Annotated in this window: 11 protein-coding genes; 2 read left to right on the forward strand and 9 right to left on the reverse strand. The window is 71.6% G+C overall.

Annotation, left to right across the window (positions count from 1 at the left end):
* Positions 1-40: 40 nt before the first annotated feature.
* From ACZ6ZP_RS07620 to ACZ6ZP_RS07635, 4 genes are all read right to left on the reverse strand, one after another.
* The gene (locus ACZ6ZP_RS07620; protein ID WP_469405951.1) at positions 41-1,183 is read right to left on the reverse strand and encodes a FecCD family ABC transporter permease; all 1,143 of its coding nucleotides are present in this window, start codon (positions 1,181-1,183) and stop codon (positions 41-43) included.
* 196 nt (positions 1,184-1,379) lie between these two features.
* On the reverse strand, positions 1,380-2,699 hold the full coding sequence (locus ACZ6ZP_RS07625; RefSeq protein WP_469405953.1) for an MFS transporter: 1,320 nt from the start codon (positions 2,697-2,699) through the stop codon (positions 1,380-1,382).
* Positions 2,696-3,523: a Rossmann-like domain-containing protein gene (locus ACZ6ZP_RS07630; RefSeq protein ID WP_351158425.1), complete on the reverse strand. Its 828-nt coding sequence runs from the start codon at positions 3,521-3,523 to the stop codon at positions 2,696-2,698. Before ACZ6ZP_RS07630 ends, ACZ6ZP_RS07625 begins: the two co-directional genes overlap by 4 nt.
* An 80-nt stretch (positions 3,524-3,603) precedes the next feature.
* A complete protein-coding gene (locus ACZ6ZP_RS07635; RefSeq protein ID WP_469405956.1) occupies positions 3,604-4,593 on the reverse strand; it encodes a pyridoxal-phosphate dependent enzyme in 990 nt (329 codons plus the stop codon).
* 232 nt (positions 4,594-4,825) lie between these two features.
* On the opposite strand from ACZ6ZP_RS07635, the gene ACZ6ZP_RS07640 reads away from it, so the two are divergent.
* Complete coding sequence (locus tag ACZ6ZP_RS07640) at positions 4,826-5,710, forward strand: GHMP family kinase ATP-binding protein (RefSeq protein ID WP_351158429.1); 885 nt, start codon at positions 4,826-4,828, stop codon at positions 5,708-5,710.
* Positions 5,711-5,752: 42 nt separating this feature from the next.
* On the opposite strand, the gene ACZ6ZP_RS07645 is transcribed toward ACZ6ZP_RS07640, so the two are convergent.
* The gene (locus ACZ6ZP_RS07645) at positions 5,753-5,920 is read right to left on the reverse strand and encodes a hypothetical protein (RefSeq protein WP_361467885.1); all 168 of its coding nucleotides are present in this window, start codon (positions 5,918-5,920) and stop codon (positions 5,753-5,755) included.
* A 168-nt stretch (positions 5,921-6,088) separates the two neighbouring features.
* Positions 6,089-9,106 carry an AfsR/SARP family transcriptional regulator gene (locus tag ACZ6ZP_RS07650; protein WP_351158431.1) on the reverse strand — a complete coding sequence of 1,006 codons (3,018 nt, stop codon included), beginning with the start codon at positions 9,104-9,106 and terminating at the stop codon, positions 6,089-6,091.
* 240 nt (positions 9,107-9,346) lie between these two features.
* Between ACZ6ZP_RS07650 and ACZ6ZP_RS07655 the strand changes: the two genes are divergently transcribed.
* Positions 9,347-11,821 carry an ATP-binding protein gene (locus tag ACZ6ZP_RS07655; protein WP_469405958.1) on the forward strand — a complete coding sequence of 825 codons (2,475 nt, stop codon included), beginning with the start codon at positions 9,347-9,349 and terminating at the stop codon, positions 11,819-11,821.
* Positions 11,822-12,196: 375 nt separating this feature from the next.
* Here the strand turns inward: ACZ6ZP_RS07655 and ACZ6ZP_RS07660 are convergent, their stop codons facing one another.
* From ACZ6ZP_RS07660 to ACZ6ZP_RS07670, 3 genes are all read right to left on the reverse strand, one after another.
* A complete protein-coding gene (locus ACZ6ZP_RS07660; RefSeq protein ID WP_469405960.1) occupies positions 12,197-13,429 on the reverse strand; it encodes a hypothetical protein in 1,233 nt (410 codons plus the stop codon).
* A gap of 114 nt (positions 13,430-13,543) precedes the next feature.
* Entirely contained in the window at positions 13,544-13,933 is a 390-nt protein-coding gene (rbsD, locus tag ACZ6ZP_RS07665) for a D-ribose pyranase (RefSeq protein WP_361467874.1), read from the reverse strand.
* Positions 13,930-14,922, reverse strand: coding sequence for a ribokinase (locus tag ACZ6ZP_RS07670; protein WP_469405962.1), 993 nt, complete (start codon positions 14,920-14,922; stop codon positions 13,930-13,932). Before ACZ6ZP_RS07670 ends, rbsD begins: the two co-directional genes overlap by 4 nt.
* Positions 14,923-14,961 lie beyond the last annotated feature (39 nt).

The following is a 14,961-nucleotide window of genomic DNA, read 5'->3' on the forward strand; positions in this document are numbered from 1 at the left end:
CGCGGGTGCCGCGGCTTCGGTGGGTTCCGTGGGCTTCATCTCAACGGCCCCCGAACATGTAGCCCTTGCGCCGCATCAGCGCGATGAACACCGGCACCCCGACGAGCGCCGTGATGACCCCGAGCGGCAGCTCGCGCGGCGCCACGAGGGCGCGCGACACCAGGTCGACCCAGACCATGAACACCGCTCCGACCAGCGGCGCCACGGCGAGCACCCGCGCATGCGTGGCGCCGACCACCATGCGTACGAGATGGGGCATGACCAGGCCGACGAAGCTGATCGCCCCGCTCACGGCGACCATCACCCCGGTGATCAGCGAGGCGAGCAGGAGCAGGCCCTTGCGGTGCCGGTCGGGGCTGATGCCCAGGCTCGTCGCGGTCTCGTCGCCGAGCGCCAGGACGTCGAGGGCCCTGCTGTAGCGGTAGAGCACGGCCAGGCCGAGCAGTACGCAGGCGGCCACGACGGGCAGCGCGCCCCAGCTCGCGGCGCCGAAGCTGCCCATCGTCCAGTACAGGACCATGCTGGTCGCCTCGCTGTCCGGCGCGAAGTAGATGATCACGCTCATCACGGCCTGGAAGCCGAGCGCCATCGCCACGCCCGTCAGGACGAGCCGCAGCGGCGAGAGCCCGCCACCGCGGCTCGCCGAGGCGACGTACACGAGGACGGAGGCGACGAGCGCGCCGATGAACGCCCCCGCCGACACCGCGTAGATGCCGAGCGCCGCGAGCCCGCCCGTCACCGTGACGCCGACCGCGCCGACCGACGCCCCGGACGAGACGCCCAGGACGAAGGGGTCGGCGAGCGCGTTGCGCACCAGCGCCTGGATGGCGACGCCGACCGCGCTGAGGCCCGCCCCCACAAGTGCCGCCAGGAGCACGCGCGGTGTGCGGATCTGCCAGATGATCTGATACGTCGTCACCTCGTCGGAGTCGATGCTCCCGCCGCTCAGCGCCGCCCACAGCAGCCGGGCGGTGTCGCCCGGCGGGACGACGGCGGAGCCGAGGCCGATGGCCACGACGACGGAGACGAGGAGGGCGAGGAGGAGCGCGGCGCAGGTCGCCGCCAGGCCCGCCCGGGAGGAGAGTCGGTTCCGTATGCCCTTGGCCCTGGCCGGCCGTTCGGGAGGGGGTGCGTCGGGCGCCGTGGCGACGGCTGCGGTGGCGGAGAGCGCGGGTGGAGGCATGGCGGTCGGTCCTTTCAAGTCGGCGTGGGGGCGGATGCGTTGGGAGAAGCGAGGGGCTGGGAGGGATCGACGAAGTCGGCGCGTGTCGCGCCCCGCAGGGGGCGCGAGGCTGTGACATATACGGCTCCGACGCGTGGGCGCGACCAGCCCCCACCGGCCCGCGGGGGGTTCCACCACGGCCCTCCCAGCGGGCCGATCAGCCCGCGGGCTCCGCCTCTTCCACCGGTCCGGCCCTCAGCACGAGCCCCGCCGCGACGAGCGCCACGACGACCAGCGCCCCGAAGGCCGCCGCGATCCCCGGATATCCGGCGAGTCCGAGCCCGAGGCCGCCCAGGCCCGCGCCCACGAACACCCCGAGGCTCATCCCCGCGGCGTTCACGCTCAGGGCCGCGCCCCGCTGGGTCCCGCAGCGCCGCACGAGCAGGCTGACCACGCACGCGGCCACGACGGCGTGGCTGGCCGCGTGCAGGGACGTCATCGCAAGGGCGAGCGGCAGCCAGTGCGTGAAGTAGAAGCCCACGACCGAGACGAGCGCGGCGACCAGGCCGATGGCCAGCATCCGCTCGGTACCGATCTTCGGCTCGGCGGAGTTCGTGATCCGCCCCGTGAGGAGGTTGCTCACGAAGAACGACGCGCCGCTGAGCGTCCACACGAACGCGAACAGCCCGGGGTCGAGTTCGAACCGGTCGTCGTAGTAGGCCGCCAGATAGGAGAGGTAGCCCATGAACACGGCGGTGCGCAGTAGCGCGATGAGCAGCAGCGGCACGACACCGGGGATCGCCCCGAGTGCCTTGAACGAGGCGATGTAGCCCAGGCGTTGGGCTTCACCCTTCTCCTCGACGGGCTTGTCCTTGCCGCGTACGAAGAAGACGGCGGCGAGGAGCAGCGACACCCCGGTCACGGCGAACAGGTCGCCCTGCCAGCCCCAGAACAGCGCGGGCAGCGCGATGACCGGCGCCGCCAGCATCGCGGTCATCGACTGGGTGGCCGTGACGAGCGTCGCCGCGCGCCCCGCGGCCTTCCCGGAGCCGAAGCGGTCGGCGGCGGCCGCCGTCAGGGCCGGGTTCAGGACCGACGTACTGGCGCCGACTAGCAGGCAGAACACGGCGAGCAGGATGAAGTCCCCGCTCGCGCCGAGGGCGGCGGAGACGCCGAGCGCGGCGAGACCGCCCGCGGCGGCCCACTCCTTGCGCACCCGGTCGATCAGCGGGGCGAGCGCGGTGCCCACCAACAGGGCGGCGAGACCGCCGAGTCCGCGCAGACCGCCCAGCGTGGCGACGCTGCTGTCGGCGTCCTCGGCCATCGGCACGAGATACGTACTGAAGACGGTGAAGGGCAGCAGGCCGACCGCGGAAGCGACCAGGACGGGCCACAGCGCACGGGCCATTCGCAGGTCGCCCGGCAGCGCGTCCTCGGAGGTGTGCTCCTCAGAGGTGTACTCCTCGGAGGTCTGCTCCTCTGAGGTGTCCGACATGCCGGGACCCGAGGCCGTCGAGCCCTTGGAGTCGACGCTCACGCCGCCTCCTTGTAGCGGTAGAGCGGCGTCTCGTCGGCGCTGAACTGGGAGAACGCGAAGGGCTCGGCGGAGAGTCCGGTGACTCCCGCGGGCAGGAACGCGCGGGCCACGGCGCTGCCGCTCTGCGCGTACACCACCAGCGGCACCTCGTGCTCGCGGCAGTGCGCGAGGATCAGGTCGAAGGTGCCGTTGCTGAGCGTCATGCCGGTGGCGACCACGGCGTCGGCTTCCTTCAGGACCTCGGTCATGTCGTCGGTGATCTGGTCGCCCCACTGGGTCGTACGGAGATTGAGGTCGCAGGGCAGGCAGACGCCGCCCCGCTCGCGTATCGCCGCGACGAGGGGGTTGACCACGCCGATGAGCGCCACCTTCGCGCCCGGCTCGATGTCCAGCAGCCCGGCGATGGCGGCGTCGCGGGCCTTCGCCCGGACCTCGGGGGTGCCGGTGGGCAGCGTGACGCGCTCGGCGTCGGCGGCGTCCCGGTGCGGGCTCACCTGCGCGAGGTAGGCGTCGAGCGCCGCGATGCGGACGGGGGTGGACTCGGCGCGCAGCAGCTTGTCGAGGGTGTGGCCCGACGCGTTCTCGCAGAAGTCCGGGGAGAGTTCACCGGCCTCGAAGGAGCAGGCGCCGAAGGCCGTGCCGACGCGGAGCAGCAAGTAGTGGTTGTGGTACGTCACTTGGCTGCCGGCGAGGCGGGTGGTGTTGTACAGCCAGAACGCGCTGGTGACGGAGAGGTCCTTGGGATCGGGGCCGTAGTCGCCCGCCAGGACGGCGTCGACGAGCTCCGCGACGTTGTGGGGCGTGCGCGGCTCGGGGAGAGACATGGGGAGTTCTTTCGGTGTGATGGTGGACGCGGGCAGGGAAGATCGCGGGCAGGGAAGATCGGGGTCGGTGGAGATCGCGGTCAGGGAAGATCGCGCCAGGAAGTGGTCGACCAGGGATGCCTCAGCTCGTCGAGTGAGGTGATTTCATGCGGCTTCAAGGTGTCGATGTCCGGCGCCGACGCGTGTTTCGCGTAGGCGCTCTCGACATAGCGGTGACCGGTGTCCGCCGCGATGAAGACGTACGTACGGGAATCGTCGCGGCGCTGTTCCCAGAGAGCCGTCAGATAGGCGGCTCCGGCGGAGAGACCGGCGAAGATGCCGCTGGTTCTGAGGAGCGATACCGCGCCGGACACCGCGCAGTCGAAATTCACCCAGTGCACGCGGTCGTAGGCGTCGTGCCGGACGTTCTCGAAAGCGATGGCGCTGCCGATACCCGCGATGATCATGTCCGGGTCGGCCACGTGCTCCGAGCCGAAGGTGACGCTGCCGAAAGGCTGCACGCCGACGAGTGAGACATCGCGGCCCGCTTCCCGCAGATATCCGGCGATGGCGCCGGTCGAGGCCCCCGAGCCGACCCCGCCCACCAGGGCGAGCGGCCCCTGGGGGACCTCGGTGTCGATCGTCTGGGCCACCTCGCGGTAGCCGTAGTAATGAATGCTGTCGTGGTACTGCCGCATCCAGTGGTACGACGGATTCGCCTCGAGTATCTCGGCGATGCGCCGCACCCTCAGCTCCTGGTCGAGCCGGAGATTCTTCGACGGCCGCACCTGTTCAAGCGTGGCGCCGAGTATGTCCAGCTGAATGCGCAGGGTGTGGTCCACGGTCGTGGAACCCACGATGTGGCACTTCATTCCATAGCGGTGACAGGCGAGTGCCAGGGCCTGTGCGTAGATGCCGCTCGAACTGTCGATGAGGGTGTCGCCCGGCTTCACGGCACCCGAATCAAGAAGGTGACGGACGGCCCCCAGAGCCGAATAGATCTTCATCGTCTCGAACCGGAGACAGACCAAGTCCGGCTCCAGGGATATGAGATCGGGTTTCTTCACCGCTTCGGCTATGTGGTCGTGCATGTCAGCCCTCTGCCCCCTGTGTTCGGTCGCCGAGCCGAGAGCATCACACTAGATGAAAATGATTGTCAAGACGGTTAGTGCTGTGGCAGCCTGTGGGCACTGGAGGCGTCGGGACGTTGAGAGGAGACCTGTGAAGCTGTCCCAGGAGGCCGGGCCACGACCCAGCCCGGCAGGTACGGGACCGGCCGCGAGGTCGGGTGGCCCGAGGCCGGGCGTAGCGGCCGGGACCGGAGTGGGCGCCGCCTTCGGGACCTTCGGCGAGCTGCTGCAAGGCGTACTGCCGGAGGAGGACGGGGACTTCCTGGTGACGCTGCCCGTGGCGCGATGGACGATGGCCACGTTCCGGCAGGAGCCCGACTCCGGGGAGGTGGTGGTCCGTCCGGCCGGAAAGACCAAGGCGCTCCAACTGGCCCGCACGATCGGTGAGTTGTCGGAGCGGCGGACCGGCGTACCGGCCGGGGGAACCCTCCACGTCAACAGCGTCATCCCCGAGGGCAAGGGGCTGGCCAGCTCGTCCGCCGACCTGGTGGCGACCGCGCGGGCGGTCGGGCAGGCGCTGCGGGTCGACATGCCGCCGTCCCGGATCGAGCGGCTGCTCGCGGACATCGAGCCCACCGACGGGGTGCTCTACCCGGCCATCGTCGCCTTCCACCACCGCACCGTGCGGCTGCGCGGCGTCCTCGGATCGCTCCCGGTGATGGCCGTGGTGGGGATCGACGAGGGCGGTTCGGTCGACACGGTCGACTTCAACCGCATCCCCAAGCCGTTCACCCTGGCCGACCGCCACGAGTACGCGCGCCTGCTCGACCGCCTCACGGGCGCCGTCCGCCGCCGCGACCTGGCGGAGGTCGGCAGGGTCGCGACGCGCAGCGCGCGGATGAACCAACTCCTGCGCCACAAATGGTCGTTGGAGCCGATGCGGGAGATCTGCCGGGAGGTCGGCGGCCTGGGCGTGGCCGTGGCGCACAGCGGCACGACGCTGGGCATCCTCCTCGACACCGCGGACCCCTCGTACACCCAACGCGTCAGCGCGGCGGCACGGGCCTGCGGGGAGCTGGCGGGAGGAGTGACGGTGTACCGGACGCTGAGTTTTCCCGGCCGGGGGCGGGCGGGGTGAGGTGGCGCGGCGGCGGGGTTCCGCCGCCGGGCCGGAGGTGCGTCAGGCGCGGTCGGCTGTGACCGAGTGCGTGACCGTCACGGAACGGTGGTTCTGTGCGGTTGATTCCGTCGAGGAGTCGGCCATCGACGGGATACAGATAGCTATCCCCATCGCGGCGGCGACGAACAGCCCGTTTCTGACGGCTCGCCTGATGATGCCATCTTTCATCGTTGGACTTTCTCCATGGGATATCGAGGTGTGCGGGAAGCATAATTGCTTCCTCGGCGGGATTTTGCAGCACGGAGATTAAATCTGCAAACGTGCCCGTGACTTCCTGCTTGAGGGTCCCGTGGGCGGTCCGGATCTGGTACTGGAGATCCGGTACTGGAAGTAGTGTCAAGAGGAACGATTCGCCGCTGTTCCGGCGACGGCCGCCAGACTCTCCCGCGCCCGCGCGGCTTCCCGCGCCGCTCCGATCCGGTCCGCCGTCTCGATGGCGGCGTTGATGTGCCCGGCGGCGGCCGACGCGTGTCCGAGGCCGTGTTCGGCGAGGCCGAGGCCGTGCAGTGCCTGGGACTCCTCGTGGGCCGCCCCGATGCTCCTGGCCAGGTCCAGGGCTCTCCTGTGCTGCGCGGCCGCCTCGCGGAACCGCCCCGCGGCGTGCAGGGCGCTGCCCATGCCGTGCAGGGTGTTCGACGCGTTCCTGCGGTCTCCGAGACGGCGGAACGCGGTGAGCGAATCCCGGTAGAGATCCAGCATCGCATTCAATTCGTCCGGGGAATTCATGGTGTTCGCGAGGTTCACCTGAGTGATGGCGCGGTCCCCTTGGCTCCCGGAATCTTCGAGGATGTCGAGGGCCTCGTGCAGGAATCGCCGTGCGGACTCCGGGTCGCCGTTCTGCGCATGGAGGTCGGAGAGATTGTTCAGTACGTGCGCCTCTTCGCGGGCGTCGTGCGTGGCTCGGAATCCCGCCAGTGCCGCGTTGAAATGTTCGTCGGCGCTCACGGAATTCCCGAGATAGAGATGTGTGATTCCCAGGTTGTTCTGGGATCTGGCCGTCTGCCAGAGATCTCCTGAGTCGAGCCGCAGGCTGAGCGTCTCGCTCTGGTGCGAGAGTGCCGTGGAGAGGCTGCCGAGATTCCAGTGCAACACGCCCAGCAGATGCAGGACTTCGGCCTTCGCCTCGGCGTCCCCGGAGTCCGTCGCGATCTGGAGCGCGCGCTCGGTGGCGGTGAGCGCCGGGTCGTACCGCCCGCAGTGCGACAGGGCGGTGCCGAGGTCGAGCAGCGCACGCACCTGGGCCCGGTGCTGACCTGCGGCGCCCCAGTACCGGGCGGCGGACTCGTGCATGCGGCGGGACTCCGCCGTGTAGCCCTCCTCGACGAGGAAGGCCGCCAGGGTGCCGGCGAGCAGAGCGGCTTCGCGTGGGCGGCCATGCGTGCGGCAGTGGCGTTCCGCGGCGATGAGCGCGGCGCGCTCCGAGATGAGCCACTGCCTCGCGGCTGCCGGGCTCGGCCACCGGGGAACGGGGCCGGACGGGGTGGGACGGGGCGGGCCGCCGCGCAGTCGGCGGGGATGGATCATTCGGTCCGCGGCGTCGGACGCCTGAATGTAGAAGACGATCAGCCGGTGCAGGGCGCGTTCGCGGGCGGCCGGTGGATCTTCGGATGTGGCGAGCGTCCGGGAGTATTCACCGAGCAGATCATGAAATGCGTACCGCTCGGGTGACGGCTCCTGAATGAGGTAGGCGTCGAGGAGCGATTCAAGAACACGTTCCACGCTGTCGAGCGGAAGATCCGTAAGTGCCGCCGTCGCGAACGCGTCGATATTCGGGCCGAGTTGGAGGCCGAGCAGCCGGAAGACTGTTTGCTCTTCGACAGTCAGTGTCTGGTACGAGATTTCGAATGCGCGGGCCACCTCCTGGTAGCCGTCCCGGAATTCCTTCAGCCTGCCGTGTCCGTGGGTCAGCCGGTGCAGGAGGTGGGCCGTCGTCCAGGTCGGACGGGAGGCCAGGCGGCCCGCGGCGAGTTCGATGGCCAGGGGGAGGTGTCCGGAGAGCCGGACGATGTCGGCGACCTCGTTCGCCCTGGTGGTGCGCTCCTCCCCGGCCAGCCTTCTGAACAGCGCGACGGCGTCCCGAGGGGGGAGTACGTCGAGCAGGACAGACCGGACGCCGGGCAGTCCGGTGATCCGGCGGCGGCTGGTGACGATGACCAGGGAGGGGGAGGGGCCGGGCAGAAGCGGCCGGAGCTGGTCGGGTCCCGCCACGTCGTCGAGGACGACGATGGCGCGGCGGGTGCTGAGCAAGGTGCGCCAGAGGGCCACGAGTTCGTCCAGGCTCTCGGGGAGCGTGCTCGCGGGAACGCCCAGGACCCGCAGGAGTGCGGTGAGCGCGGCCCGCGCGGTCAGCGGCTCCTGGCCCACGGAGTGGGCGCGCAGGTCGAGGTGGATCTGGCCGTCGGGGAAGTGCCGGCCGAGGCGGCTCGCGGCGTGTACGGCGAGCAGTGATTTGCCGACTCCCGCCATGCCGGAGATGGTCTGGAGCGCGATGACCGTACGTGGTACATGCGGGCTGTGGGGTGCGGTGGAGGCCCGGATGATGGCGTCCAGCTCCGCTTGCCTGCCCACCATGTCGGCATGGCTGGGCAGGGTGTGGGGAGCCGTCACCGCGGGTTCCGGGGCCGGCAGGAGTTGTCTGACCGGCGCTCCGTCCAGGATGAGACCGTGCAGCCGGGTCAGGGGCTCGCCCGGGTCCGTGCCGAGGTCCTCGCGCAGATGGCGCCGGACGGTGTCGTAGACGCGCAGGGCGTCGGCCTGGCGCCCGCAGCCGTAGGCCGCGGTCATCAGCATCCCGGCGAGGGTCTCGTCGCTGGGGCGCTGTTCGAGCAACGCGGCGACCTCGACGGCGACTTCGGCGAAGTGGCCCCTGCGCAGCTCGATGCCGATCCGGGTGAGCTGGGCGCCGAGGCGTTGCTCCGTCAGGCTGGTGCGGACACGTTCCGCCCAGAGGCCGGGCAGCCCGGTGAGTGGTTCGCCCCGCCACAGCTCTTCCGCCTCCCGCAGCAGACCGAGCGCCTCGGTGTCGTCGCCGCCGTCGGTCAGGGCGAGGGCTCGGGCCGCCAGGTCCTTGAAGTGATGGCAGTCCACAAGGCCAGGGCGGACGTCGAGCGTGTAGGTGTGTGCCTGCTGGACGAGTCGTTCATCGCAGCCGGCGGTGCGGAGTCTTCGGCGGATGCGCGCGGCGTACGCGTGCAGGCTCGCGCGGGGTTTGGCGGGCGGCGCGTCGTCCCACAGCCGGTGGAGCAGGGTGTCGAGGGAGACCGGCCGGCCGGCGTCGTGGGCGAGGGCCGCGAGCATCAGCCGTTCTTTTGCCGAACCGAGTGCGTCGGTGTGTCCGCCCGTCCGCAGTTCCACGGGACCAAGGATGCGAATCCGCACGTCCACCAGTGCCCCCGTCCGCAGGTCGGCCTGTGCCGCTGGGTGACGTCAAAGAATCGCATGAGTTCAGAAACGTTCAAATAGTGATGCTGTCCGGTCAGTTGTATTGGCCGCATTTGGCTTAAACGCTCGACTTGGAGGGGCATTCGGTCTGGAGAGAACAGCGGACGGGTAAGGAAGGCGGTGGAGACCGGCGGATCAGTGGGAGGCGGGGGAATGGACCACGTGACGGCCCGGGAACTGACGGCTGCCCTCACCTCGGCCTCTCCCCGGCCACGGGCGAGACGTGCCCTCCTGGAGCGGGTGCGCGAGGCGGCGCCGCCGGAGACGGCCGGACTGGTGCGCGCGTGGGCGATGCCGGAAGGGGGGACCGGCGGCGGGAACCCCGTCGAGGAGCTGGCCGAGGTCCTCGCCCGGGAAGCGGCTCTGCGGCCCTCGCTGGCACGGGAGTTGAGGGGATGGCTGCTCGCAGAGGCGGACGAGGCCGCCGTCGCCGGCGGCCACCGCGTGGACAACGCCATCGGCGCTTCCGCCCGGATCGGGGGCCCCGTGGTGCAGGCCCACGACATCCACGGTGGGATCCACATCCACTCGCCGTCCGCGCCTCACTCGGCCGCGGACCGTGCGGTGCCTCGGCAACTGCCGCCCGTTCCGGCCCACTTCACCAACCGCAGCCGTGAGCTCGCCGGCCTCGATCGGCTTGCGCGCAACGTCGGGCACGGGCCGGTGCTCGCCGTCATCAGCGGACCGGCCGGGGTCGGGAAGACGACGCTGGCCCGGCGCTGGCTGCTCGGCCTGGCCGACGCCTTCCCCGACGGGCAGCTGTACGCCGATCTGCGGGGCCACTCCGGGGGCGGCCCCGCGCGGCCGACCGAGCTGCTGGGCGAGCTCCTGCGGGCGCTCGGTCATGAGCAGGTCCCGGTGGAGCTGAATGAGCAGGCCGCGCTGTGGCGTTCGACGACAGCGGGTGCGCGCATCGCCGTGCTTCTGGACAACGCGGTGAGCGCCGCCCAGGTCCGTCCGCTCCTTCCCGGGGCGGCGGGCGCGCTGACTGCGGTGACGAGCCGGGCCCGGCTGACCGGCCTGGGGATGGACGGAGCCGCCTTCCACCCGCTGGGCGTGCTCGCCACGGGCGATGCGGTGGAACTGCTCCGCAGCCGGATCGGCGCCGACCGAGTGGGCCGGGAGCCGGAGGCGGCGCTGGCGATGGCCAAGGCCTGCGCGGGACTGCCGCTTGCCGTCTGCGTCGCGGGGGCCCGGGTGGCGGCTCGCCCCCGGCAACCCCTCGCAGTGATGGCCGGGGCACTGGGTGGTGACCCCGGGGGGACCCTGGACGCGCTGTGGGTGGAGGGGGAGTACGCAGTGCGGGGAGCCCTCGACGCGTCGTACCGCCTTCTCGGTCCCGACCTCGCTCGTTGCTACCGGAGACTGGGCCTTGCGCCGGTCCCTGTCTTCGGCGTCCCGATCGCCGCCGCTGTCTGCGAGGTGCCCCCGGTGGTGGCGGAGCGGCTCCTCGACGAGCTGGCCGAAGTCAATCTGATCGAGGACCTCGGTCCTGACTCCCGTACGGGGCAAGGGCGGTACCGCTTCCACGATCTGGTCCGCGCGCACGCCAGCCAGGTCGCGGAGGAGACGGAGACACCCGCGGCAGCGGAAGCGACGGTCCGCTGTGTCGTCGACTTCTGCCTGTCGGCCGCGACGGCCGCGGAGGCACTTCTGACGCCCGGCCACCGCACACTGCGCCGTGCGTACGAACACCCCGTCGGCCAGCCGCCGCCCTTCGCCGACGCGCCGAGCGCGCTGCGCTGGCTGGACGCCGAACGGGCGCACCTGATGGCGGTGCTGCGCACCGCCGCCGAGAGGGGCTGGGACGCCAGCACATGGATGCTTGCCGACGCGCTCTGGCCGCTGTTCCTGCGCCTTCGGCCGTACGACTTGTGGATCGAAGCCCATGAGACCGGACTCGCGGCGGCGCGCCGTGCGGGCGACCGAGAAGGCCTGGGCCGGATGCTGACCTCGGGCGGCACGGGGTTGCGCAACATCGGTCGGCACGACGAAGCCGCCGCTTGGTTCGGCGAGGCGCTCGACCTCGCGCGGCAGGAAGTGGCACGGCTGGCCGAAGGCCAGGAGGCCGAAGACCCGGGCCGGCCGGCCGCCGCGCGCAAGGCCGAGGCGCAAGCCCTGCACGGGCTCGGGCAGACCTACCGGCTCGCCGAACGGCTCACCGACGCCACCCGGTACTTCCACCTGGCCCTCGCGCTGCGGGAGGAGATCGGATACCGCCGTGGTGCCGCCCTGACCCGGCTCTGTCTGGGCGATGTCGCCCTCGCCGCCCACCGCCCCGAAGACGCACTGCCCCACCTCACCCGCGCCCGCGCGGATCTGCTCGCCGAGGACGACCCGTACGACGCGGCGCGGGCCCTGGCCTTCCTGGGGCGGGCCCATGCACGCTGCGACGGTGCCGACTTCGAACGAGCGGAAGGGCAACTGACGCAGGCCCTGGCCGAGTTCGAGGCAACCGGCTCCGTGCACTGGCAGGGCCGCGTACTGGAAATGCTCGGCGAAGGCGCCGCAGAGCGCGGCGACCAGTCACGGGCCAGGGAGTGGTACGGCGCGTCCCTGGCCCGCTATGCGGCGGTCAGCGCAGCCGACGCGCGCCGCCTGGAGGAGCGATTGAGCGCCCTCGGGTGACGCGTCCCCGGCAGGGGTGCGGCAGACGGAGCCGTGAGCACTCGGGCAGCAACGACGCGTACAGCGCGGAGGCGAGACGTACGACGTCGACGGTGGTCCGCGCCGCCTGCCGGGGGAGGAGCGGACCGACCACGGCCTGCGTGCCGGGACGGGCGCGTGCCACCCAGCAGCCGTCAGTGCTGGGAGCCATGGCAAGGGCACAGCCCGGGTAACGCTCCAAGACCTTCCGTATCAGCCCCACCGCGTCGGGCAGGGAACGCGGACGGCATCCGTACAGGACATCCGCGCACTGTCGCCAGGTCTCGCCTGTGCGTGCGTCGAATCGGCCGCGGTCCTCGAAGCCGCGGTCCTCGAAGCAGACGACCAGCGACTCGCTCACACCGGTACCTCGCCCACTCCAGCGCCCACCCAAGGCGTGGGAAGCGGCAGCGGAGGCAGCAGCGGCGCGTAGGCGGGCTCGCCCAGGCCGAGGAGCCCGTACATCAGACGCCGGGTGTTCCGGCCGAAGCGGCCGGGCTCGGACGAGATGCGGTGGGCGATGCGCGCGTACGCCGCCGCCGGGTACTCGGCGCGCGCGTAGGCGAGCTGTTCCGGCAGGGGGTGGGCCGGGGACAGGGCAGGTGCGGTCCTCGCCAGTTCCGCGCCCGGGGAGGCGGGATCGACGTCGGCCGTGGGGAAGCGGGCCAGCAGGATCGCCGCGTGGGTCAGCGTCGCGTACAGCGTGACCGAGCCGTGGTCACCGATCACCCAGTCCGCGGCGATCAGCGGCTGGCGCCAATCGGCCTCCGGCGGGATGACCACGATCCCGCGGCGCCGGGCGGCGGAGAGCCACGATCGCACCTGCCAGTCGCCGTGACCGGACCAGACATTGGGGTGGACGAGTACGGCGATCAGGTACCGGGCGGGCGAGAGTTCCGTCAGGAGACGCGGCAGCAGCGCGTCGAGACGGTTGAAGGACGAGCCGACACCCCACGTGGAGGAAACGAGGAGCAGCTTCTGGCCGCGGCGCAGACCCAGTGCCGCTCGGTAGCGCCGCCGCAGCGGAAGGCTCGAGACGATTCGGTCATGGGTGGCGTCGCCGACGATCTCGGCGATGGGCAGCGCCTCCGGGCACGTCCGTTCCAGCGTGGCCAGGTCGTCGCGGTGGGCGAGGGCCATCGCCCTGGGTACGACCTTCCCCTCCCGCACCAGATACTGCCGCCCCATCCCGCTCACGGTCCGCGACGCCCCCGGGTCCCGGTCGTCGGTCGTCCGTGAAAGCTTGATGTGCCCGGCGCCGTGCGGCAGTCGGACCAGCGGACCGCGCAGCTGCTCGACGCCCTGCGAACCGGCGGCGAGCACCAGGTCGTACTCGGCGCGCAGCGCCACTTCCCACGGCAGGACCGCGCTGTCCAGGTCCCGCAGGGAGCGCTCTGCGCCGGCGTTGAACGCGTGCGGTGCGATGGTGAAGTCGACCTGGACACGCAGGTCGGCCTCCAGCAGCGGCAGCAGGTCCCGCAGCCGGCGGCCGTACACCTCCGTGTGCACGACGACCAGGACGCGTTTGCAGCCGGGCAGGGTCAGCCACTGTGCGGACCGTGGGCTTGCGGGGCGTGTGTCGGATGGCATGGGATCCCCCGGTGTTGTGTGAGAACAACTCTCCGGCCAGGGATGCCCGGGGGCGCGGGAGGAAGCCTTGCCCGGGGCTTGCCCAAAGCTTGCAGGAAGCCGAGGGCCGAGCCGTCAGAAGAACACCCCGCACCGCAGCAGCACGTTCGCGTACGGGGTGGCCTCGCCCGTGCGGATCACCAGGCGGGCGCCCGCCGTGCGCAGTTTGAGTTCCTCGTGCGGGATCAGGGTGAGGGGGGTGACGCGGGAGGTCAGGAGTGCGGCCGTCGCCGGGTTCGCTTCCCGGACCTCCTCCGCCGCCGTTCCGCCCTCCGTCACCAGCTCCGCGAGCAGCCCGTCCAGGACCTCGGCGAAGGACGGCACGCCCGCGCGGAAGGCCAGGTCGACGACGCGTGGCCCGGGCGGTATGGGCATGCCCGCGTCGCAGATCAGGACCGTGTCCCCGTGGCCCAACTCGGCCAGGGCGCCGGACAGATGGCGGTTGAGGATGCCGGTCTTCTTCATGCCGAGGGAGCCGCCGTTCCTCGGGCCGGGTGCGCAGGGACCTCGGCCGCCGTCGGGTACGACTCCTGCGCGCCCTGCCGGGTGACCGACGCCGCGCCGACGCGCGCCGCGTACGCCGCCGCCGTGGGGAGGTCGTCGCCCAGGCCCAGGCGCCAGGCCAGGGCCGCCGTGAACGCGTCGCCCGCGCCGGTCGTGTCCACCGCGTCCACCTTCGGGCTGGGGACGGTGACGGGGGAGCCGCTGCCGTCCGCCGTCAGGGCGCCCTCCGCGCCCAGGGTGATCACCACCGAGCGGGGGCCGAGGTCCAGCAGCGCCCGCGCCCAGTCCGCGGGGGAGTGCGCGGGGGAGTCCGCGGGGCTCGCGTCGTCGCCCAAAGTGCCCAGGATGTAGCGCGCCTCGTGCTCGTTCACCACCAACGGGTCGCAGGCGGAGAGGACTTCACGCGGCAGGGGAGCCGGCGGTGACGGGTTGAGCACGAAGCGGGTGGCCGCCGGAAGCGTGCGTACGAGTTCCGTGACCGTCTCGACGGGGATCTCCAGCTGGGTGGAGACCACCCGGGACGCGGCGAGCAGGCTGCCCGCCGCGCGGATGTCCTCGGGGGCCAGCCGGGCGTTGGCGCCCGGCGAGACCACGATGCTGTTGTCGCCCGACGGGTCGACGGTGATCAGCGCGACGCCCGTGGGAGCCCCGCCGACCAGGACGCCGACCGTGTCCGCGCCCGCCGCGCGCTGCGAGTCGAGCAGGAGCCTGCCGTGCGCGTCGTCGCCGACCCGCGCGAGCAGGGCGGTGCGGGCGCCGAGGCGGGCCGCCGCGACCGACTGGTTGGCGCCCTTGCCACCGGGATGCGTGGCGAGGTCGGAGCCGAGGACCGTCTCGCCGGGGGCGGGGCGGCGCTCGACGCCGATCACCAGGTCGGCGTTGGCCGACCCGACGACCAGGAGGTCGTACGTGGCGTCGTCGATGTCGGCGTCGGGGGCGTGCTCGTGCATCTGTGGGTCCAGCTCCTGTGTTCGTTCGTCCGGCGGGGC

The organism is Streptomyces sp. NPDC054047, from assembly GCF_055585065.1.